This is a genomic window from Mariniflexile aquimaris (assembly GCF_042676825.1).
Lineage (GTDB): Bacteria > Bacteroidota > Bacteroidia > Flavobacteriales > Flavobacteriaceae > Mariniflexile > Mariniflexile aquimaris.
On sequence record NZ_JBHTIB010000012.1, the window covers coordinates 435441 to 456382 of the forward strand.

Genomic DNA, 20942 nt, shown 5'->3' on the forward strand with positions numbered 1-20942 from the left:
AAACCGCTTAAATTTCTTATATTTAAGAGGTTCATTTAATAAGTTGTAGTCATGAGAAAGATTTTGGTTCCTACAGATTTTTCAGCAAATGCTCTCAATGCGTTAGAATATGCTATTGCCCTTTTTAAATACGATATAAGTGAATTTTTTATCATGCATGCGTATCGAGACGATATTTATGCCAAAGAGTTAAATGTAACACGCGATACGCTAACCGAGGTTACTAACATGGTTGCAAACAAATCTAAAGAGCAACTGGATATCATATTAGCCCATGTAAATAAAATGTCGCCAAATCCCAGGCACACCTATAAAGTGGTTTCCTCAAATAACATATTAGTTGATGAAGCCGATAAAATAGTAGATAAAGAAAATATCGATATTATTGTTATGGGAACACGTGGTTTTACAAACGACAGAAACATAACTTTTGGAAGCCATACACTACAGGTTTTTAAATATGTGCAATGCCCGGTATTAGTGATACCAGAAAATTATAAGTACAAAAAACCAAAACATATTCTTTTCCCAACCAATTACTTAATTCCTTACAAACGAAGAGAATTAAAATTATTATGCGAAATGGCGTGTCCTTACCGTGCATTAATAGATATGTTGTATATATCTGCTAGCGGCGTATTGTCTGTGCGACAAAAGGATAATCGAAACTTTATAAAAACCGAATTACGTAAAAACGACCTTAATTTTAAAACAGTAAAAAGTAAAAACATTCCTGTTACAATTAATAATTACGTAGAAGATAACAACATCGATATGTTAGTTATGGTTAATAATAAACATACGGTTTTAGAAGATCTTATTGTTCAATCTACCATCGATAAAATGAGTTTATTTTTAAATATTCCGTTTTTAGTTTTACAAAATGTAAATCGCGAGTCGCTATAAAATAATTTAAAATTCCTAGTCATGAAAAAAATACTCTTACCCACCGATTTTTCAGATAACTCATGGAACGCTATAAAATATGCTTTGCAGTACTTTAAAGATGTAGAGTGTCATTTTACTTTGATTAATACGTATACACCTATAATTTATCAAGTTGAATATATGGAAATAGGTTCGGCGCAATTTGGACTTATTGATGCCATGAAAGAATCGTCGAATGAAGGCTTAAAAACAATCATGACTAAGATTGAAAAGGAATTCAAAAATCCGAAGCATAGTTTTAGTCAGGTTTCTTCTTTTAACACGCTTACCGCAGAAATTAATGAACAAACATCTGGCAGCGACATCGATTATGTAGTCATGGGGACAAAAGGTGCTACCGGTGCTGCAGAAATATTATTCGGGTCTAATACCATGCATGTTATTAAAAACGCGAAAAGTCCTGTTTTGGCTATTCCTAGTGATTTTTCTTTCGAAAAACCTTTAGAGGTACTTTTTCCATCAGATTATAATCTGGAATTTCAAAAAGAACATATTCAACCTATTTTAGATGTAGCTAAAACATTTCATTCAAGAGTTAATATCATGAATGCATCTTTTGGTTACGATTTATCTGAATTTCAAGAAGCTAACAAGAAAATATTAGAAGAGTTCTTTAAAGATACAGCGCATATATTTCATAGTGTTAGCAATCATACGGTAGAAGATGCCATAGCCAGTTTTCAATTAAAACACCGCATCAATCTATTGGTAATGATGAATAATAAACATTCGTTTTTTGAAAATTTATTTTTTAGATCTACTATAAATCATATAGGCTTTCATTTAAACATACCGTTTTTAGTGATACCATCTAAAATTTCAAAATAAATTTAAAAATAATGATTAACACTAATTAAGTCAGCTATAAGTTGCGTATTTGAAAGTTCCCCGGAACAATTGATTAACTAAACATACAAGACGATGAAAACAAATAACCTTAATATTTTATTACCCACCGATTTCTCTGATAATGCATGGAATGCAGCCGTATATGCTCTGAAATTGTATGAAGAATTTAAGTGCACATTTTATTTCTTGCACTCAACTAAAATTGCTGCTATGCCAACTACGGTAAGATCCAGTAAATTAAGCGATACTGTAAATAGTGCAGCCAAAAAAGAACTTTTAGAATTAAAAGAACTCGCTAACGTTTCAAACCCTAACTTAAATCATAGTTACGAAATTATAGTTAGTCCAGTGGGTATTAAAGACGCCATTGAAACGACTATTAAAAAGCATAATATAAATTTGGTAGTTATGGGCACAAAAGGAGCCACAGGTGCTAAAGAATTGCTGTTTGGTAGTAACACAGTAAGTATTATTAAAAAAATGCGTTTAGCACCCATTTTAGTGGTTCCAGAAGATTACGATTTTGTGGTGCCACGGCAAATAGCTTTTCCAACAGATTTTAACAGGGTATATACGCATATTGAAATTAATGCATTAATAAATTTAGCCATAATACATGGGTCTAAAATTAGAATTGTGCATGTTAATAAAGAAAAAAAATTAAGTACTGTTCAAGAACAGAATAAGGCTACCTTAAATGATTCTTTAAAAGAATACGACCATACGTTTCATTGGATGCCCGATTACACAAAAATTGCCAATGCCATTTACGATTATGTCGAAGAATTAGACATCGATATTTTGGCCATGGTTAATTATAAACATAGTATTATTGAAGACCTTGTACACGAACCCGTGATTTCTAAAATAGGGTATCATCTTAAAATACCGTTTTTAGTAATACCTGTTTAATGCCTTTATAAAATTAGAACTAAGTTAAAATGATTTGTTGGCCATGTCAGATAACTCCATCTACATTATAAAATCTTCGGGCGAAAAGGTGAAATTTTCTTTCGAAAAGCTTCGTAAATCATTAAAACGAACGGGTGCTGAACATGATACTGTGGAATCTATTTTGCGCGTTGTTAAAGATGAATTATATGAAGGTATTTCAACAAAAGAAATATATAATCGTGCGTTTGCGTTGCTTAAAAAAAAGAAAAGCTATTTAGCTTCCAAGTATAAACTTAAAAAAGCGATTTACGAATTAGGGCCCACAGGATATCCTTTCGAGAGATTTATTTCGGCCATATTAACCTATTCTGGTTATAAAACCCAGGTTGGAAGAATTCTTCAAGGGAAATGCGTTGCGCACGAAATAGATGTTATTGCCTTTAAAAACGGTGAAGCTACAGTAATAGAGTGTAAATTTCATAGTGAAGAAGGCTTGAAATGCAATGTAAAAGTGCCTCTATATATAAATTCACGTTATCTAGATGTTAAAGCGCATTGGGATTCTAAAAAAATGGATAAAACGCTAACACCGGGTTGGGTGGTTACCAATACTAGATTTACTGAAGATGCTATTCAATACGGTAAATGTTGCGGATTGTATTTATTAAGTTGGGATTACCCTAAAGATGATGGTTTAAAGGACAGAATTGATAGGTTAGGTTTGTATCCTATTACAGTATCTACATTATTAACCAATCGCGAAAAACAGTTTCTATTAAGTAGGGAAGTGGTGTTGTGCCGAGAGCTTATTGGCGACGCCTTTTATTTAGATCATTTAGGTGTTTCTCAAACAAGAAAAGAAAAAATTCTAAATGAAATAAATCAAATTTGTATTCGGTAAATCATTATATATGGAAAATACTGTAAGCATAAAGTTTTTAGGAGCATCTGGCACGGTTACGGGTTCTAAGTTTCTATTAAAAACTTCAGAGAAAAATATCCTCATAGATTGCGGTATGTTTCAAGGCTTAAAAGATTTACGCCAATTAAATTGGGAAAATCTTTCGGTAACAGTTGAAGAAATAGACATCGTTTTACTTACTCATGGCCATTTAGATCATGTTGGGTATTTGCCAAGACTATTGAAGCAGGGGTTTACAGGAAAAATTATAGGAACCGCTCCTACCTTAGCAATTGCACAGGTAATACTTATTGATAGTGCTAAAATACACGAAGAAGAAGCCGAAAAAGCCAATAAAGAAAAATATTCAAAACATCATCCGGCATTACCTTTTTATACGGTAAAAGAGGCCGAAAAAACAATAAATCATTTTGAGGTAGAAATTGAAAATAGATGGATTAAATTATCAGACCATATTTCATATAGATTTCAACCTAATGGTCATATTATTGGTGCAACCTTTATAGAAATAGATATAAATGGTAAGCGGTTTGTGTTTTCTGGAGATATTGGTAGACGAAACGATTTATTGCTCGAAGATCCGAAAAAGCCAGAATGGGCAGATTTTCTGTTTATTGAAAGTACTTACGGCAATAAATTACATCCACAAGAAGATCTTGAAACCATTTTATCGGAGTTAATTACAGATACTATTCTTAAAAACGGTAATCTAATAATTCCGAGTTTTGCGGTAGAGCGGTTGCAAACTCTTATGTATATTTTGTGGAAATTATACAAAAAAAATAAAATTCCCAACATCCCGATTTTTGTCGATAGCCCGATGGGAAATAACGTTTTAGAAATTTTTAAAAGGTTTACAAAATGGCATAAGTTATCAGATCAAGAGTACCATGCCATGTGCGAACATATCAACATTATACAATCTTATAAAGACACCTGGAAAACAATAGACGATCCAAGATCTAAAATAATCATTGCTGGTAGCGGTATGGTAACAGGGGGTAGGGTTTTAACGTATTTGCAGCACTATATAGATATACCAACAACTACTGTTTTATTAGTGGGCTTTCAAGCAGAAGGTACTCGAGGAAGACAACTGCTGGAAGGTGCGCACGAAATCCGGTTTTTTGGGAAATACTATCCGGTACGCGCCAGGATTAAAATCATAGAAAGTTTATCTGCACATGCCGATCAGGATGATTTATTAAATTGGATGGGAAGTATTAAGAATATTCCAGAAAAAGTATATCTAATTCATGGAGAACCCACTGTGTTAGATGCTTTTAAAACTAAAATTAAAAATGTTTTTAATTGGAATGTTAGCATACCGAAATTAAATGATTCTGAAGAATTGATGATTTAAAAACACATTACTTGCCATCATCAAACACTTAAATTTTCAAAAAATATTTCGAGAATATAATTTTTACTGACTGATATATCTCATTGTATTTGATATAATAATTTTGTAATTTATGTGTTTAATAAATAGAAATTTAAATCATATAAAGTCATGAAAACACCACAAAAAGAATTTCAGTATGTGGAATGGCTAAGTGCCGAAGTCATGCATACTGCGTCGCGAAATTGGTTGTCAGAATTATTGTTTGTAAAAGATGAGCAGTTGTTTTTTGACGATTTAATTAAATCTTACACTTTAGATCTTATTGATTCTAAACATTTTCCTAAAAGCCAAAAAATAGTAAAGCAGCTAGCCGATTTACAAAAGGAAACCGATAAACTGATTCCAATAATCAAAAAACATGAAATTGGTCTCGAAATCATGGTAAATAAAATAGACGAATTAGAAGAAGAGGAAAATTATAAAAATGAACATCGAAAACTCATTGTTTTAGTTGCCGAATATTTCGAAAATTATAAAACCGTTAAAAAGTTACTTTACAAATTAATTAAAGGCGTTATAAAAGAAAAAAAGCAAAAATTACTGCTTCAATAATTTTCCATAAAGTAATTCTATATTTCATAAAAACCGTTCCTAGTAGAACGGTTTTTATGTTATCTTTGTGCCCTTATTTAATTAGCTCATTCCATACAACAGCTAGTGTATTTAAACTCACATGGATTTAAGGAATAAACAACGAATTGCATTAAGCACTTATTTTTTTCTATCGGGTATAGGCTTTGCTTCCTGGGCGTCGCGAATACCTACAATAAAAGATTTTTTTGGTTTTAATGATGCCGAATTGGGTACGGTACTTTTAGCAATGCCTATTAGTTCTTTAATCGGATTGCCTTTTTCTGGGTGGTTGGTTTCGAAATTTGACAGCAGAGTGCCATTAATTGTTTCTTTTATCGTGTTTTCGTTTGCCTTAATTTTTATTGGATATGCCAGTACTGCATTTCTATTTGTTCTAGCCATTTGTATTTTTTCATTCTGCATGCGAATTTTAAATATTGCCATTAATACACAATCTTTAACCTTGCAAAAAAAGTTTGATAAAAGTATTGTGGGTTCCTTCCATGGTTTATGGAGTTTAGGCGGTTTATTTGGTGTTTTAATTTCAACTTTAATGATTAAAATGGATGTGAGTATGCAAATTCATTTCCTTATTGTGTCCTTATTTACACTGGCTATTTCTATTTATACGTACCAATTTACTCTTAGAAACGATAAGGCCGTAACAGGAAATAAAATACTTCTAGGAAAACCAGACCCTTTTATTTTGTATTTGGGATTATTAATATTTTTTGCAGCCATTTGCGAAGGAGGTATGTTCGACTGGAGCGGTATATTTTTTAAAGAAGTGGTTAAGGAAGAGATTTTTACTTACGGGTATCTATCATTTATGACTTGTATGGCGCTTTCAAGATTTTTTTCTGATAAACTCATGCAGGAAATTGGCTTGCAGAAAACGTATATTTTTAGTGCGACGGTAATTTCGCTGGGTATCTTTGTAGCTATTACTTTTCCATATTTTTGGCCAGCATTAATAGGGTTTTGTTTAGTAGGTTTTGGAACCGCTGCAATTTTTCCAATGACCTTTGCCTTGGCTGGCACCTCAAAAAAATATTCTCCAGGAATGGCAATTTCTATAATAACCACATATGCTATCATAGGTATGTTAATTGGACCTCCGTTAATTGGATACTTATCGCATGCGTTAGGATTAAAGAATGCGTTTTATTTATTTATTGTTGTTGGCTTGTCGTTTATTCCGGTTTCTAAGGCATTTTTTAAATATCAGGCTAAGCATAATTTATAATGCCTCAGAAGAGTATTGCCATTGTTTATTTTTGATAATATAGCACATAAATATGTTAATTATCGGTGGCTTATTTACCTTTTAAATTGATACTTTTAATTTTATTTTAATTGGTATTAAAATAAAATCCTGACATAATCTAAAATATTGAATGAAAGCATAATTGGTTTATTAGGTCTTTTAAAAAACATTCAATGTAAACAAAAATGCTCTTGAGAACTCAAGAGCATTTTTGATTTTAATACAATCCTGTTTTAAAGTTGAAATACTTATTTTTCAATAATTTCAACTTCAAATAATTTATCCCAGCGTTTTCCTGTTACAAATATGGTTTTGGTTGTTGGGTTATAGGCAATTCCATTTAATACATCTAATCCTGCGTGTTGCGTTACTAACTTTTTCAACGGAGAAAAGTCAATGACACCTTTTACAGCCCCGTTTTTAGGATTAATGATAGCAACCCCATCTTTTTGATATCTATTGGCATAAATGTCACCGTTTATCCATTCCATTTCATTTATTTCCACAATTTTACCCTTGTTGGTATAAACTTGAATATGGTCTTCCTCAACCAAAGTGTCTGGATTTAAAAGCCATATATTTTCTGTACCATCACTTTTATAAAGTTTGTTAGTATCGTTACATAAACCCCATCCTTCTTTACTGTTTCCGTATTTAAAACTGTTTATTTTTTCAAACGTCTTTAAATCATAAATAAAACCAGTACCACCTTGCCAGGTTAACTGGTATATTTTATCATTTAAAATGGAGATGCCTTCGCCAAAATATTCTTTTGCTAAATCTATGTTTTTTAATACTGTTCCCGTTTTGTAATCTACTTTTCTAAGTTTAGATTCACCATGTTGACCAGTACCTTCATACAACGTGTCATTAAAGAATTCTAATCCTTGCGTGTACGAGGTAATATCATGAGGATATTGATTAATAATTTTATAGGTATAAACTTTAGGAGTCGCATCATTTAAAATTGTAATTGTTGTAGCTGTTTGTTGTTTTTCGCCGCCAAAATACACAGTTGCTTCAATGGTTTGCTTTCCTAGTTTAAAATCTTTTAAATCGACAGTATTATCAATCTTTTTCCCATTTAATGTGTAGATAGTTGAGTCAATAGGGTGACTTTTTTTATTTTCTAATGAAATTTTCAGTGTTTGATTAATGGCTATATCACCTTTTACGGCGTTAGTTGTTATACTAAAATCAGATTTCTTTTGTCCAGTATTAGAGCCGCAGGCTATAGCTAAAACACTTAAGCTTATGATTAGTAGGTGTTTAAATATATTCATTTGTGATATAAAATTTAAAGCAAGATATTTATTTAAAATCAGTTTAAAAAATCATTGTGAAAATTTTAAAAGATTGTATCTTTGCACCCGGCAAGTCCTACACAACCAGCTCCTGTTGAATCCTCCAGGGCGGGAACGCAGCAAAGGTAAATGGTCGTAGCGGTGTGATGTAGGTAGCTTGCCTTTTTTTTTTTTGAGATTGTACTATAGCCTGTAAGAAGGAATAGATTTTTAATATATAGATAAGATTTGTAGGAGTTAAATACTTGCAAATCTTTTTTCGTTTAGAAGGTTTGTGTCAATTTCATTGTTAATTTTACACTATCAATTATCAATTATCAATTATCAATTATCAATTATCAATTATCAATTATCAATTATCAATTATCAATTATCAATTATCAATTATCAATTAAGTTATGTCTAAAGTTGTTTTAATTACCGGAGGTTCTTCTGGAATCGGAAAATCTATTGGCGAATACCTTACTGAAAAAGGTTTTATAGTTTATGGAACTAGTAGGAATCCTGAAAATTATAAAAATAGTAAGTTCGCTATTTTAGAATTGGATGTTAAAGACACAAATACCATACGAAAAGCAGTGGCTACCATTATTGATAATGAGGGAAAACTTGATGTTGTTATTAATAATGCGGGAGCTGGTATAACAGGAGCGATTGAAGAAATACCTGAAGCCGAAATTAAAGCGAACTTCGATACTAACTTTTTTGGACCCATAAATGTTATTAAGGCTGTTTTACCACAAATGCGCAAGCAACAAAGTGGTTTAATAATAAATATTACGTCTATTGCGGGCTATATGGGATTACCGTATCGCGGAATTTATAGCGCCAGTAAAGGAGCGCTAGAGTTGCTAACCGAAGCCTTTAGAATGGAGCTAAAAGACTTTAATATAAAGATGACTAACGTGGCACCAGGAGATTTTGCTACAAATATTGCTGCAGGAAGGTATCATGCACCGTTATTAGATGACTCTCCTTATAAAAAACCTTATGGAAATACCCTGAAGTTAATGAATGAACACGTTGATAGCGGTAGTGATCCCAATATGATGGCGTATGCTGTTCTTAAAATTATCAATACTAAAAATCCGAAAGTGCATTATAAAGTGGGGGAGTTTATGCAGAAATTTTCAATCGTACTAAAGCGGATTTTGCCAGATAAGATGTATGAAAAATTATTGATGAATCACTATAAATTATAATGATTATCGGTTAATGGCTCCTAATAATTGTTCTTCAAATTTTATAGAAAACAAATTAGAATTGCTATTCACTATTTTTTGATTTTTATCTATAATAATCGTTTTTGTAATTGGCTGTATTGCTAAAGCTTCAACAGATTCTAGCGGAGTTTTAAATTGGTATTCGTCTTTAAAATCAAATCTATTTTCCTTTAAAGCCGTTTTAAAATGTTTCTGATTATTGTTGTCTGTGTTGATAATAATAAACTTCACCTCGGGGTATTTAATTTTAAGTTCCGATATTTTATAATGAATTTCTTTAAAGTGTTCAATATAAGAATGCGACCAAAAACATATAACGGTTGGTGATTTTAAGAGTGAATTTATATCTAATTCACTATCATTAGTATCAACAATTATTGTACTCGGAAAAGCTGAACCAACTTTTAAATTGTTTAGAGACAAGGCAAAACGCTTCATTTTATCTTTTGCAACGTCATCTTTACTTTTACTTAAAAAAGAGTTTAATAACACATTGTTATTTTCTGTATTCGAACTTTTCGATAAATAATTCGAAGTGAAATGATATAGTAAATCATCTTTTAAAACAGCGCTGGATATTAAACTATCAACAAGATTAAGTCTGTCTAAATTATAGCAAATAGAATTCCAGCTAAACGAATCCTCATTACTATGATGCAAATGATTTTTAAGCGCTAAATTATTAACACTATATCTTAAAAAAGAATTATAATACTGATAGTCTTTTAAAAACTTATCATTGTAATTAATGTCTTTTCTATAGTCGTAAAAATTAGAAGGAAGCGATTTTAGTATGGCGGCTTTGTTAGTTCCAAAATGAACAAACGGATACACTTCTTTACTTGAATAATATCCGTAATTAATATTGCCTTGTGCAATTCTGTTAAAAAGTTCTGAGGTATTATATTTAATTTTAAACTCGTTTAATCGCTCTGTTTTGAGTTGTTTAAGCGAATCTATGCGCCTTTGATATACGTGAGGTTTTAATTGACAAAATTTAAATATTTTTTTCTCTTGAAGTTCGTTTTCTAAGAATTCATTAATTAAATAATTGTTTTTTTTATCGCCCAAACCGGTGAAAACCAGCGATTCATCAAATTCTAAAGTATTCAATCTAAAAATGAGACTATCTTTAGGTTCTAAGAGCACCATTTGTATTTCGCCACCATGATAGAAGGTGTAAAGGCCTTCGTCTAAATTTGTGATTTTATAAAGGAACCTATTTTTGTTATCTAGTTTAATGGTGTCTATAACCATATCATTTTTAGATAACACTACGAAGTCGTTATTCGGATTTATAATTTGTCCGCCTAAATAAGCATAATTATGTTCTGAATTGTTGTTATCATTTTTACAACCAATCAGTGTTAATAGTACAATAAAACTTAAAAAATGTATTTTCATAGCATCTATAACAATGCACTTAATTTAAGCGACTTGTTTCTACAAAAATAAATGTTGTATTTAAATAGTGCTGTTAATGCGCTGTTAAATGTTAGAAAGTAAATTATTAGTGAAAACCCGCGTTTTCACTGAAAAATTATTCAATTTAAATTTAAGGAAGTAAGTTTCGTCTAACGGATTGAATTTTCTACTTTTGCAAAAAAAAATTAGACACTATGTTATCAGTTTCAAACCTTTCAGTTCAATTTGGCAAGCGCGTACTTTTTGATGATGTAAACACAACCTTTAATACAGGAAATTGTTATGGGATTATTGGCGCGAACGGATCTGGTAAATCTACATTCTTAAAGATTATTTCTGGAAAGCAAGATCCAACTTCTGGTCATGTGCATTTAGAAAACGGAAAACGCATGTCCGTTTTAGAGCAAGATCATAACTTATACGATGCACATACCGTTTTAGAAACCATATTAATGGGGAATAAACCATTGTATAAAATTAAAACTGAATTGGATGCGCTTTATGCAGACTACTCAGACGAAAATGCCGATAGAATAGGTGAGCTTCAGGTACAATTTGAAGAAATGAATGGGTGGAATGCAGATAGTGATGCAGCTGCCATGTTATCTAATTTAGGAATTAAGGAAGAGTTTCATCATACATTAATGGGCGATTTAGATGGAAAACAAAAAGTACGAGTGCTTTTAGCGCAAACCTTATTTGGAAATCCAGATGTGCTTATTATGGATGAGCCTACCAACGACTTGGATTATGAAACCATCTCGTGGCTTGAAAACTTTTTGGCTAATTACGAAAACTGTGTGATTGTAGTATCTCACGACCGTCACTTTTTAGATGCTGTATGTACACATATTTCTGATATCGACTTCGGAAAAATTAATCATTATTCGGGTAATTATACATTTTGGTACGAGTCGTCTCAATTAGCAGCACGCCAACATGCACAACAAAATAAAAAGGCCGAAGAAAAGAAAAAGGAATTAGAGGAATTTATTCGTCGTTTTTCTGCCAACGTAGCAAAAAGTAAGCAAGCTACAAGTAGAAAGAAAATGATTGAAAAATTAAATATAGCAGATATACGAAGAACAAGTAGACGCTATCCAGCTATTATTTTTGAACGCGATAGAGAAGCAGGCGATCAAATTTTAAATATTCAAGGTTTGGCAGCATCAAGTGATGATGGCGACTTATTATTTAAAGAGATCGATTTAAACTTGGCTAAAGGCGACAAAGTAGTGGTGTATTCTAAAGATTCTAGAGCAACCACAGCTTTTTATGAAATACTTAATAATAATCAAAAACCGGATGCCGGAACATTCGATTGGGGTGTAACTACCACACAATCTTATTTGCCATTAGACAACAGCGAATTTTTTAATAACGATTTAACCTTGGTGGATTGGTTACGCCAATGGGCAACCACCGAAGAAGAACGCGAAGAAGTAAATATTAGAGGGTTTCTTGGTAAAATGATATTTAGTGGGGAAGAAGCTTTAAAAAAATCGAATGTGCTTTCTGGAGGCGAAAAAGTGCGATGCATGTTAAGTAGAATGATGATGGTAAGAGCTAATGTATTAATGCTAGACGAACCTACAAACCATTTAGATTTAGAGAGTATTACGGCATTTAACAACTCGCTAACTAATTTTAAAGGGACCGTTTTGTTTACAACGCACGATCATGAATTTGCACAAACCGTAGCCAATAGAGTGGTAGAACTAACGCCTAATGGTATTATCGACAGATATACAACCTTCGATGAGTATATGCAAGACCCTAAAATAAAAGAGTTGCGTAATAAAATGTATTCGGTTACTGCCTAGTTCCCCGTGTTTTTTATGAGCCTTAATAGTTCGGTTATAATTAAACGATTTTGTTTATTTTAATCGGAACAAAGCGTGTATTTTATTAAGTTAACTTCAGATAAAAAAGCACTTTTTTTAAGCTTTGTTTTCATGAAAAATATGAGTATTTGTGAGTGAAATCAACTAATTTTATGCATTACTAATTATTATAAAAATTGTGGTCATTAAATTTTACTTGAGCAGATCTTAATGCATTGTTTAATATGATAAGAAACGTATTTTTTGTAGCTGTATTTCTTGTTTCCAATCATACTTTAGTTTCACAAGAAATTTCTAAAATAGAATTTGAAAAAACGTTAAAACCCAACGTTTATAAGGCTGTTTTTAATTATTTAAGTACAGGAAGTGAAGAGAGCAAAATTCAGCTGGATTCCATTAAAGAAATTGAACGGAAAATAATTGTAAAAGCACTATTTGGCACCTGGGAATTATTTGCAGTGAAGTGTTCTGATTGCATAATGAAAAAAGATGCCAATAAGAATTTACCAATAGAGTTTCTAAAAATAAATAAGCATAGTATTATTTTTTATAAAGGCGTTGAGAAGAAAGTTTATAGAAAAGAAAAAATCAAATTCGATGAAAATTTAGATTATGTCAAAGGGATTACAGATTTTGAATTTTCAGATAAAACAACTTGGAGTTTTAAGACCGACCTAACGAACAAATACTTGATGATTTATGAATCAGGACCCGTAAGCGGTTTGATTATAAATTATTATAAGCGTATTAAAAAATAGCTAAAAACTTTAGAAGTTGTATTACTTCTTAGATTCCTACAAAGAAGACCTTAATCTTTTTATTATCTTTGGATTAGAGTCGAAAACTTTCATTGGTTTTCATATTGTAACATTTACATTAAGACTTCACATCAATTTGTCACTAGTTTATATTGTTTTAACATGAACAAAAAGCTATATATCATATTCCTTTTTATTGGCGTCATTTTCGTGCTATTTAGTTTCGCTAATACAAACTCATATTTAGGGCGATTTTTTAAGTGGCGAGCTTCTGATATTGAAGACGTTAATAAATTTCCAAAACATGAGTTTAAAGCATCTTCACAACCATACTTTTTCATTAAAAGCAGTAAAAAATATTTAGATAGTTTAAAGTTTAGTAGTGGTAAAAATAGGTCTTCTTATTTATATGAAATTTTAAAAAATTCGGAAACCACGGCATTTATAGTTATTAAAAATGACACGTTAATTTACGAGAAATATTTAAATGATTATTATAGAAATTCCATAAACACCTCATTTTCGGTTGCTAAATCAATCACATCGCTTATTACAGGTATTACTATAGACGAGCAATACATTACGAATGTGAACGACCCTGTGACTAAGTACATTCCTGAGTTGATTAGAACCGATTCGAGATACAAAGAATTACGAATTTCACAGCTTATGGATATGAGAAGTGGGATGCAATTTAAAGACCACGATTTGCCTTGGGGAGATAAAGCAAAAGCGTATTATTACCCAGATTTAAGAAAACGAATTTTAGAATTACCATTAGAATCTAATCCGGGAGGCGGGTTTAAATATAACTCATACAACCCTATTTTATTAGGAATGATAATTGAAAAAGCAAGCCAAATGTCGCCAGCAAAATATTTTGAAATGAAGCTCTGGGACCAAATGGGAATGGAATATTCTGGAAGTTGGAGTATGGATAGCGAAGCAGCAGGAATGACAAAAATGGAAAGTGGGTTAAATATTCGAGCAATTGATATGGCAAAGTTCGGTCGACTCATTTTAAACAATGGCAATTGGAATGGTAAACAATTAATCTCTAAAGAATGGTTGGATTATAGTTTTGGTATTTCTGAAAAGTATAAACTAACTGATTATGCAGATAATTTATACTACCGTAATTTTTGGTGGATTTATGCTGAGAAAAATAAATTTTCATATCAAATTAGTTGTATCGCTGGCACAGGACATTTGGGACAGTATCTATTTATTTTTCCAAAGGAAAAGACTATTATTGTAAGAATGGGTAAAGCGGATAAAAAAGTGGATTCTTGGAAAACACTTTTTTATGACATTGTAGAAAGTATTAATTAGTCTACTTGTAAAAAATAGATTTAACAGAATTATATAGAAGCTTAAAAAATCATAATGAATTTAAACAGGAAAAATCATTGGGATACGGTTTATGAAACTAAAAATCCGAAGGAAGTAAGTTGGACTCAAGACTTACCAAAAACCTCTCTTGAGATTATACGGTCGTTTAAATTAAGCAAATCTGCTAAAATAATCGACGTTGGTGGTGGTGATAGTAAGCTAGTTGACTACTTGATTAATGAAGGTTTCGAAAATATAACCGTATTAGATATTTCAATTACTGCACTTGAAAAAGCCAAAATGCGTTTAGGGGAAAAGGCATCCAAAGTAAATTGGATTGTTGCTGACATCACAGAATTTGAACCCAAAATCGCCTATGATGTTTGGCACGATAGGGCGACGTTTCATTTTCTAACTACGCCAAATGAAATGCATAAATATATAGCGATAGCAAAAAAATCGGTTACTGGATATTTAGTAATTGCAACATTTTCTGATAATGGACCTAAACAATGTAGTGGACTAAATATTAAACAATATAGCGAAACGCAATTAGCGCTAGCGTTGGAAAATGGATTTGATAAAATTCGGTGCCTTACCGAAGACCATGTTACCCCATTTAACACAAAACAAAATTTTATATTTTGTGCTTTTAAACGGGATAAAAGTTAATACTTACTATCACAGCATTTGGAAGCCTATTGAAAACCGGATTAAATACAAGTTAGGGTTGCTTCTTTTCTTTGGATTTAATACCTGTTAAGGCTGCATCTCTTTCGTTACGCTTTCAACAATTGGAATAGCTTTATCAACTTCACTTTCATGAACAAAAATTTCCTGAAAATCGGGGGCTAAGGTACCACCGAAACCTCCTAAAATAGCAGATTCAGATTGGTCTTTAACAACAGGACTTATATCTAAAGCATTTAATTCCATTACTATACGGTTAACAAATGCAAAATTCCCTGTATATATTTTTACAAAATTTGAGTCTTTCATAACAGTTGCTTTAAGAGTTTACTTAAATATACGGCATTTTTAGTCTAAATCAAATAAAATAATACTAACCGTGCTTATAAATGTATTATTTATCAGTTATAAAACGCTGTTTTTTATTTATATTTAAGAAAGACTTTATTTTGAAACATATAGAATATTATTTTCTGTTTTTCGCTTTACTAGCCGAAGTTATTGGCACCGTTGGAGGATTTGGTTCTTCGGTATTTTTTGTGCCTATAGCTAATTTTTATTTCGATTTTCAAACGGTTTTAGGTATTACGGCTATGTTTCATGTTGTGAGTAACCTTAGTAAAATTGCGCTTTTTAAAAAAGGAATTGACAAAAACCTAATTCTTTACATTGGGGTTCCTGCTGTATTATTTGTGATACTTGGTGGATTTGTGAGCAAATTATTAAACACGCGATTTTTAGAAATTATTTTGGGAGTGTTTTTAGTGCTATTAAGTCTGTTATTTTTAATAAAAAAGAATTTAATAGTTAAGCCGCATAAAAAAGAAGCCATTATTGGTGGTACGTTATCAGGGTTTATTGCTGGAATTTTAGGTACTGGAGGAGCAATTCGCGGGTTAACCATGGCAGCGTTTAATCTAGAAAAAAATGTGTTTATTGCAACTTCGGCAGTGATTGACTTTGGGGTAGATTTTAGCAGGACCATTGTTTATTATATCAATGGGTATATAACAATGGAGATTTTAATTTATATTCCATTTCTAGTCGTAATAGGTATCGCTGGAACCTATTTAGGTAAACTGTTGCTTACTAAAATATCGCAGGACAATTTTAAGAAATTCTCCTTGTTTTTAATTTTAATAATAGGAATTATAACCATTATAAAAACCTTATCCCACTAAAAATATAAAGGAGGTTAAACTATTAAATTAAAAACTACCAATGAGTCCTATTTGATTACCGCTAAAGGTGAAATTCCAGGAAATTTGCTTTTCTTTTTTAGAATAATCGTAAGCTTTTGTATTGAATAGAAATTTATCAATGCAATCTACAACGGCTATACTTAAAACAGTACCCATACCTACATCTGTAAGCCAATGTGCACCAGCAAAAAGTCTGGAAATAGGAGCAATTGAACCCAGCGAATAAACAGCTACTTTAGACCAAGTGTTTTCAAATTGTTTTGCTATAGAGTGCGCCATCGTTATAGATAACACGGTATGTCCAGAAGGGAAGGAGTGAAATTGGGCCTCATTCGACCAAAATCTAAATTCATCACTTTTGTATTCACTTCCAGGACGGGCTCTACCAAATGCCGTTTTACTTACACTCTGAATTAGACCTGTTGTAAACGAAGACGAAATAATTAATACACTGGTTTTTCTTAATTTTTCATTTTTAGTAAATAAGCCAAAACCATAAAGTGAAGCATTGGCGATAAAATAAACCTGCGGACTTCCAAAACGTGTGCCTACTTCTTGAAAAATATTGGGTACATGAGGTTCGTTTCTAACAAAAAATGCACTGGATTCGTCATCGATAGTTGATAAGGCCAACGCGCCAACAACTACAGTGCCCAAGGTTGTAAAATCTTTCTTTTTCCAATGAAAAGGTCTTGTAAATGAATGGCCAACACCTTTTACACCTTGTTTCAGGTCGTAAAATGCTAGTGCTCCAATAGAGATTGAATCTTTGTCTGTGGTAATTTCTGCAATATTTTCTTGTGCGTTTAATTTAACAAACATTAAAAATATCACAACAAAAAATATGCTATTTTTCATTCTCAATATTATCGTAATTCGGCTCCTAATTGGGTTTCAAATTGGGTTTGCAAGCTGTTCATTATCTTGTCTATTTGCTTATCTGTAAGTGTTTTATTTTCATCTTGCAAAGTAAAACTAACCGCGTAACTTTTTTTGCCAGCTGGTAAATTTTGACCTTGATAAACATCAAATAAATTCACACCTTTTAAAAGTTGTTTTTCACTTTGTTTGGCAATTTTATATATCGATTCAAACGATACGTTATCATCTACAAGTAAAGCAAAATCACGACGTACTTCTGGATATTTTGCTATGGTTTTAAATGAGATGCTATTACGTTTAACAACATCTAAAATGGCATCCCAGTTAAAATTAGCAAACAATACTTCTTGAGATATATCAAAATGTTTCAATATTGGCTTTTTTATCAATCCTAAATCTACAAGTTTCATTTTTCCTAATCCAAAACTTAAGCCTTCACTAAACAAGTCGTTATCAATTGGCGTTTCATTAAATCTTGAAATGCCTAATCGTTCTAAAATACTTGTAATGTAGCCTTTTAAATAAAAGAAGTCACTTTTTCTGTTTGCAGAATTCCAATTTTCTGCATTTCGATTTCCAGTTATAAATACAGACAAGTGCTTATATTCTTCACGTTTATCGTTATAACCGTGATAGGTTTTACCGAATTCAAACAGCTTTACATCGGCCTTTTTTCTATTAATATTAAATGAAATAGCTTCTAAGCCAGAAAATAATAGCGACTGTCTTAAAACAGATAAGTCGCCACTTAAAGGATTTAATATGTGGATGTTGTGTTCTTCCTTTAATTGCTCGCTAAAATTTGTATAATTTGGGGTTGTAAGCGAGTTTGAAAGAATTTCGAAAAAGCCTTGAGCAGCTAACAGATTGCCAACTATATTCTGAATTTTATAATCTTCAAATCGACTTGAATTCGATATAGAAGCATTTAGTTTTTCGGTGGTTTTAATATTGTTATAACCGTAAACACGCAGTATTTCTTCAATTATATCAGCTTCACGAGTTACATCATTTCTGTAAGCAGGTACCATCAATCCTAAGCCTGTTTCTGTAACGTTATTTACTTTAATCTCTAACGAGGTTAAAATTCGTTTAATGATTTCTTTCGGAATTTCTTCGCCTATTAATTTTGCTGCATTTTCAAAACTTAATCGCACTTGAAAATCTTCAATTTTATTAGGATAAACATCGATAATTTCACTTGAAATTTCACCACCTGCCACTTCTTTAATAAGAATAGCAGCGCGTTTTAATGCGTATTCTGTAATATTTGGGTCAATGCCTCTTTCAAATCTAAAAGACGCATCGGTATTTAAGGCATGACGTTTAGCCGATTTTCTGATACTAACCGGATTAAAATATGCACTTTCTAAAAATATACTTGTTGTGGTTTCGGTTACCCCAGAATGTATACCGCCAAATACACCTGCAATACACATAGGTTTTTCGGCATCGCAAATCATTAAATCATCTTCATGCAAAATTCTTTCAATGCCATCTAAGGTCGTAAATTTAGTTCCGGCAGGTAAAGTTTTAACTTCCACCTTATTTCCTGCAATTTTTAGGCCGTCGAACGCATGCAGTGGCTGTCCTAAATCGTGTAACACATAATTTGTAGCATCCACAATATTGTTAATTGGTTTTAAACCTATCGCTTTTAAACGATGTTGTAACCACATAGGGGATGGTTTAACGGTAATGCCCGAAATAGTAATACCGCAATATCTTGGTGCTAATTCTTTGTTTTTTACATCAACATCAATACGTAAGGTACGAGTGTCTACATGAAATGCGCTAACCGATGGTGTTATAAACTCTAGGTTTATTTCTTTTTGAACCAGTCCAGCTTTTAAATCGCGTGCGGTACCTAAATGACTCATAGCATCGGCGCGATTTGGTGTTAAGCCTATTTCAAAAACCTGATCGTTTTCAACTTCAAAAATAGCAGCGGCAGGTGTTCCAACTTTTAAATCGTCGTCTAAAACCATAATGCCATCATGAGATTTTCCTAAGCCAAGTTCGTCTTCGGCGCAAATCATACCATGGCTTTCTTCGCCTCTAATTTTACCTTTTTTAATGGCCCATGCTTCTCCAGCTTCGGTATATAAAGTAGTTCCAATGGTTGCAACCGGTACTTTCTGTCCAGCGGCTACATTAGGTGCGCCACAAACAATCTGTAAAGGCTCAACTTCACCAATATTTACTGTGGTTATTTTTAATTTATCGGCATTTGGGTGCTGAATACAGGTTAATACTTCACCAACTACAACGCCTTCTAATCCGCCTTTAACCGATTGATATACTTCTATGCCTTCAACTTCTAATCCTAAATCGGTAAGTAATTCGCTAGTTTGTTCTGGCGTCCAATCAATTTTAATAAACTGTTTTAGCCAATTGTATGAAATCTTCATAAGTCATTTCCTATTAAAGTCAGCAAAGATAAAATATTGATGTTAGCATTCAAACAAAGCCTTGCAAATTGTGCATTTAAATCCATAATATTTTTAATTGATAATTGGAGGCTAATTTGGATGCTTGTTGTTATATGAATCGTACATTTATAATTTATAAACTATCCAGTTTCAAATTAAAATCGTACTGTAAATCTTCGTGAAGAGTCGCTGTTATTTTTTTGGCTAGCAAAATTTGCCGGTGATACATATTTAATAATGTAACATTATGTTTTATAGAGGGTTTAAAGTCTCTTAGCTTTTCGCAAAAATATATAAGTAATTCTACTTCAGTTTCCTTATTTAATGAATACCGCGTGTATTTTTTAATGTTTCGCAATATTTTACGAACGCTTTTTTTTATATAAAAATAACTGGCTGTGTTTATTGCGCTAAATTCTATATCTATGTAGTTTTGAACGCTTTGAATATAAGAATCTTCATTGTGAGATTCGAATAATAAATAGGTAAGGAGTTCTTTATTTTCTTTTTTAAACTTTGATAAACGCAAGCAAAGTTCTAATAACTCGTCTTGAGATTTATACTGTAATTCTTTTTTTATTTCGGAAATAGAAGCTGTTTTCAAATGGTTTATTTTTTATAACCATCTATAGAATATTTGCCTGCTCCCGCGAAGAAAATAGCAATAAACGCAATTAAATAAAGGATTGCTTTTTCTTTTACATCAATAGCATCGCTTCCATGCACTACAAATGCAGCAACAAACATGGTAACAATTCCAGGAATAGCTGCTAACTTTGTTTTAAAACCTACTAAAATTAAAATAGGTGCAACAACTTCACCAATTAAAGTTAATATTAACGACAACGGTTCGCCAACACCAATTGGGTCTGCAAATTTAATCGGACTTTCGAAAAGCTTATTAATTTTAGGGATGCCATGAGTAAGCATCATACCAGCAAAACCAACTCTAAGAATTAATAATGCCGTATCGGTAAAGTTTTGTTTCATAT

Annotated in this window: 20 protein-coding genes and 1 other RNA gene; 14 read left to right on the plus strand and 7 right to left on the minus strand. The window is 31.9% G+C overall.

Features of this window, described 5'->3' with window-relative positions; genetic code table 11:
- Positions 1 to 51 precede the first annotated feature (51 nt).
- The 7 genes from ACFQ0I_RS09905 to ACFQ0I_RS09935 all read left to right on the plus strand — a co-directional run bounded on the left by ACFQ0I_RS09905 (position 52) and on the right by ACFQ0I_RS09935 (position 6837).
- Positions 52 to 906, plus strand: coding sequence for a universal stress protein (locus ACFQ0I_RS09905; RefSeq protein WP_379941779.1), 855 nt, complete (start codon positions 52 to 54; stop codon positions 904 to 906).
- A gap of 21 nt (positions 907 to 927) precedes the next feature.
- A complete protein-coding gene (locus ACFQ0I_RS09910) occupies positions 928 to 1776 on the plus strand; it encodes a universal stress protein (protein WP_379941781.1) in 849 nt (282 codons plus the stop codon).
- 93 nt (positions 1777 to 1869) lie between these two features.
- Positions 1870 to 2709: a universal stress protein gene (locus ACFQ0I_RS09915; protein WP_379941783.1), complete on the plus strand. Its 840-nt coding sequence runs from the start codon at positions 1870 to 1872 to the stop codon at positions 2707 to 2709.
- A gap of 43 nt (positions 2710 to 2752) precedes the next feature.
- Positions 2753 to 3592 (plus strand): ATP cone domain-containing protein, encoded by an 840-nt coding sequence (locus ACFQ0I_RS09920; RefSeq protein WP_379941785.1) that lies wholly within the window; start codon positions 2753 to 2755, stop codon positions 3590 to 3592.
- A 10-nt stretch (positions 3593 to 3602) separates the two neighbouring features.
- On the plus strand, positions 3603 to 4976 hold the full coding sequence (locus tag ACFQ0I_RS09925; RefSeq protein ID WP_379941787.1) for an MBL fold metallo-hydrolase RNA specificity domain-containing protein: 1374 nt from the start codon (positions 3603 to 3605) through the stop codon (positions 4974 to 4976).
- 150 nt (positions 4977 to 5126) lie between these two features.
- Positions 5127 to 5570, plus strand: a complete 444-nt coding sequence (locus ACFQ0I_RS09930) for a hypothetical protein (protein WP_379941789.1) — start codon at positions 5127 to 5129, stop codon at positions 5568 to 5570.
- 121 nt (positions 5571 to 5691) lie between these two features.
- On the plus strand, positions 5692 to 6837 hold the full coding sequence (locus ACFQ0I_RS09935) for an MFS transporter (protein ID WP_379941791.1): 1146 nt from the start codon (positions 5692 to 5694) through the stop codon (positions 6835 to 6837).
- A 269-nt stretch (positions 6838 to 7106) separates the two neighbouring features.
- Here ACFQ0I_RS09935 and ACFQ0I_RS09940 read toward each other — a convergent pair whose 3' ends face one another.
- Complete coding sequence (locus ACFQ0I_RS09940; protein WP_379941793.1) at positions 7107 to 8141, minus strand: glutaminyl-peptide cyclotransferase; 1035 nt, start codon at positions 8139 to 8141, stop codon at positions 7107 to 7109.
- An 88-nt stretch (positions 8142 to 8229) separates the two neighbouring features.
- On the opposite strand from ACFQ0I_RS09940, the gene ffs reads away from it, so the two are divergent.
- Positions 8230 to 8328, plus strand: an RNA gene (ffs, locus tag ACFQ0I_RS09945) — signal recognition particle sRNA small type.
- 232 nt (positions 8329 to 8560) lie between these two features.
- A complete protein-coding gene (locus ACFQ0I_RS09950; RefSeq protein WP_379941795.1) occupies positions 8561 to 9364 on the plus strand; it encodes an SDR family oxidoreductase in 804 nt (267 codons plus the stop codon).
- Between the two features lie 3 nt (positions 9365 to 9367).
- On the opposite strand, the gene ACFQ0I_RS09955 is transcribed toward ACFQ0I_RS09950, so the two are convergent.
- Positions 9368 to 10789 carry a TlpA family protein disulfide reductase gene (locus tag ACFQ0I_RS09955; protein WP_379941797.1) on the minus strand — a complete coding sequence of 474 codons (1422 nt, stop codon included), beginning with the start codon at positions 10787 to 10789 and terminating at the stop codon, positions 9368 to 9370.
- A gap of 215 nt (positions 10790 to 11004) precedes the next feature.
- Between ACFQ0I_RS09955 and ACFQ0I_RS09960 the strand changes: the two genes are divergently transcribed.
- The 4 genes from ACFQ0I_RS09960 (at position 11005) to ACFQ0I_RS09975 (ending at position 15416) form a co-directional block, all read left to right on the plus strand.
- Positions 11005 to 12633, plus strand: coding sequence for an ABC-F family ATP-binding cassette domain-containing protein (locus ACFQ0I_RS09960; protein WP_379941799.1), 1629 nt, complete (start codon positions 11005 to 11007; stop codon positions 12631 to 12633).
- Positions 12634 to 12878: 245 nt separating this feature from the next.
- The gene (locus ACFQ0I_RS09965; protein ID WP_379941801.1) at positions 12879 to 13412 is read left to right on the plus strand and encodes a hypothetical protein; all 534 of its coding nucleotides are present in this window, start codon (positions 12879 to 12881) and stop codon (positions 13410 to 13412) included.
- Positions 13413 to 13574: 162 nt separating this feature from the next.
- Complete coding sequence (locus tag ACFQ0I_RS09970) at positions 13575 to 14744, plus strand: serine hydrolase domain-containing protein (RefSeq protein ID WP_379941804.1); 1170 nt, start codon at positions 13575 to 13577, stop codon at positions 14742 to 14744.
- Positions 14745 to 14798: 54 nt separating this feature from the next.
- Entirely contained in the window at positions 14799 to 15416 is a 618-nt protein-coding gene (locus ACFQ0I_RS09975; protein ID WP_379941806.1) for a class I SAM-dependent methyltransferase, read from the plus strand.
- An 87-nt stretch (positions 15417 to 15503) separates the two neighbouring features.
- Here the strand turns inward: ACFQ0I_RS09975 and ACFQ0I_RS09980 are convergent, their stop codons facing one another.
- The gene (locus tag ACFQ0I_RS09980; protein WP_379941808.1) at positions 15504 to 15743 is read right to left on the minus strand and encodes a putative signal transducing protein; all 240 of its coding nucleotides are present in this window, start codon (positions 15741 to 15743) and stop codon (positions 15504 to 15506) included.
- 140 nt (positions 15744 to 15883) lie between these two features.
- Here ACFQ0I_RS09980 and ACFQ0I_RS09985 point away from each other — a divergent pair, with 140 nt between their 5' ends.
- Entirely contained in the window at positions 15884 to 16615 is a 732-nt protein-coding gene (locus tag ACFQ0I_RS09985) for a sulfite exporter TauE/SafE family protein (protein WP_379941810.1), read from the plus strand.
- A gap of 27 nt (positions 16616 to 16642) precedes the next feature.
- Here the strand turns inward: ACFQ0I_RS09985 and ACFQ0I_RS09990 are convergent, their stop codons facing one another.
- The 4 genes from ACFQ0I_RS09990 to ACFQ0I_RS10005 form a co-directional block, all read right to left on the minus strand.
- Positions 16643 to 17494 (minus strand): phosphatase PAP2 family protein, encoded by an 852-nt coding sequence (locus tag ACFQ0I_RS09990; protein ID WP_379941812.1) that lies wholly within the window; start codon positions 17492 to 17494, stop codon positions 16643 to 16645.
- An 8-nt stretch (positions 17495 to 17502) separates the two neighbouring features.
- Complete coding sequence (pheT, locus tag ACFQ0I_RS09995) at positions 17503 to 19929, minus strand: phenylalanine--tRNA ligase subunit beta (protein WP_379941815.1); 2427 nt, start codon at positions 19927 to 19929, stop codon at positions 17503 to 17505.
- Between the two features lie 154 nt (positions 19930 to 20083).
- Positions 20084 to 20554, minus strand: coding sequence for a hypothetical protein (locus ACFQ0I_RS10000; RefSeq protein ID WP_379941817.1), 471 nt, complete (start codon positions 20552 to 20554; stop codon positions 20084 to 20086).
- Positions 20555 to 20559: 5 nt separating this feature from the next.
- Positions 20560 to 20940, minus strand: a complete 381-nt coding sequence (locus tag ACFQ0I_RS10005) for a DoxX family protein (protein ID WP_379941819.1) — start codon at positions 20938 to 20940, stop codon at positions 20560 to 20562.
- Positions 20941 to 20942: the final 2 nt, after the last annotated feature.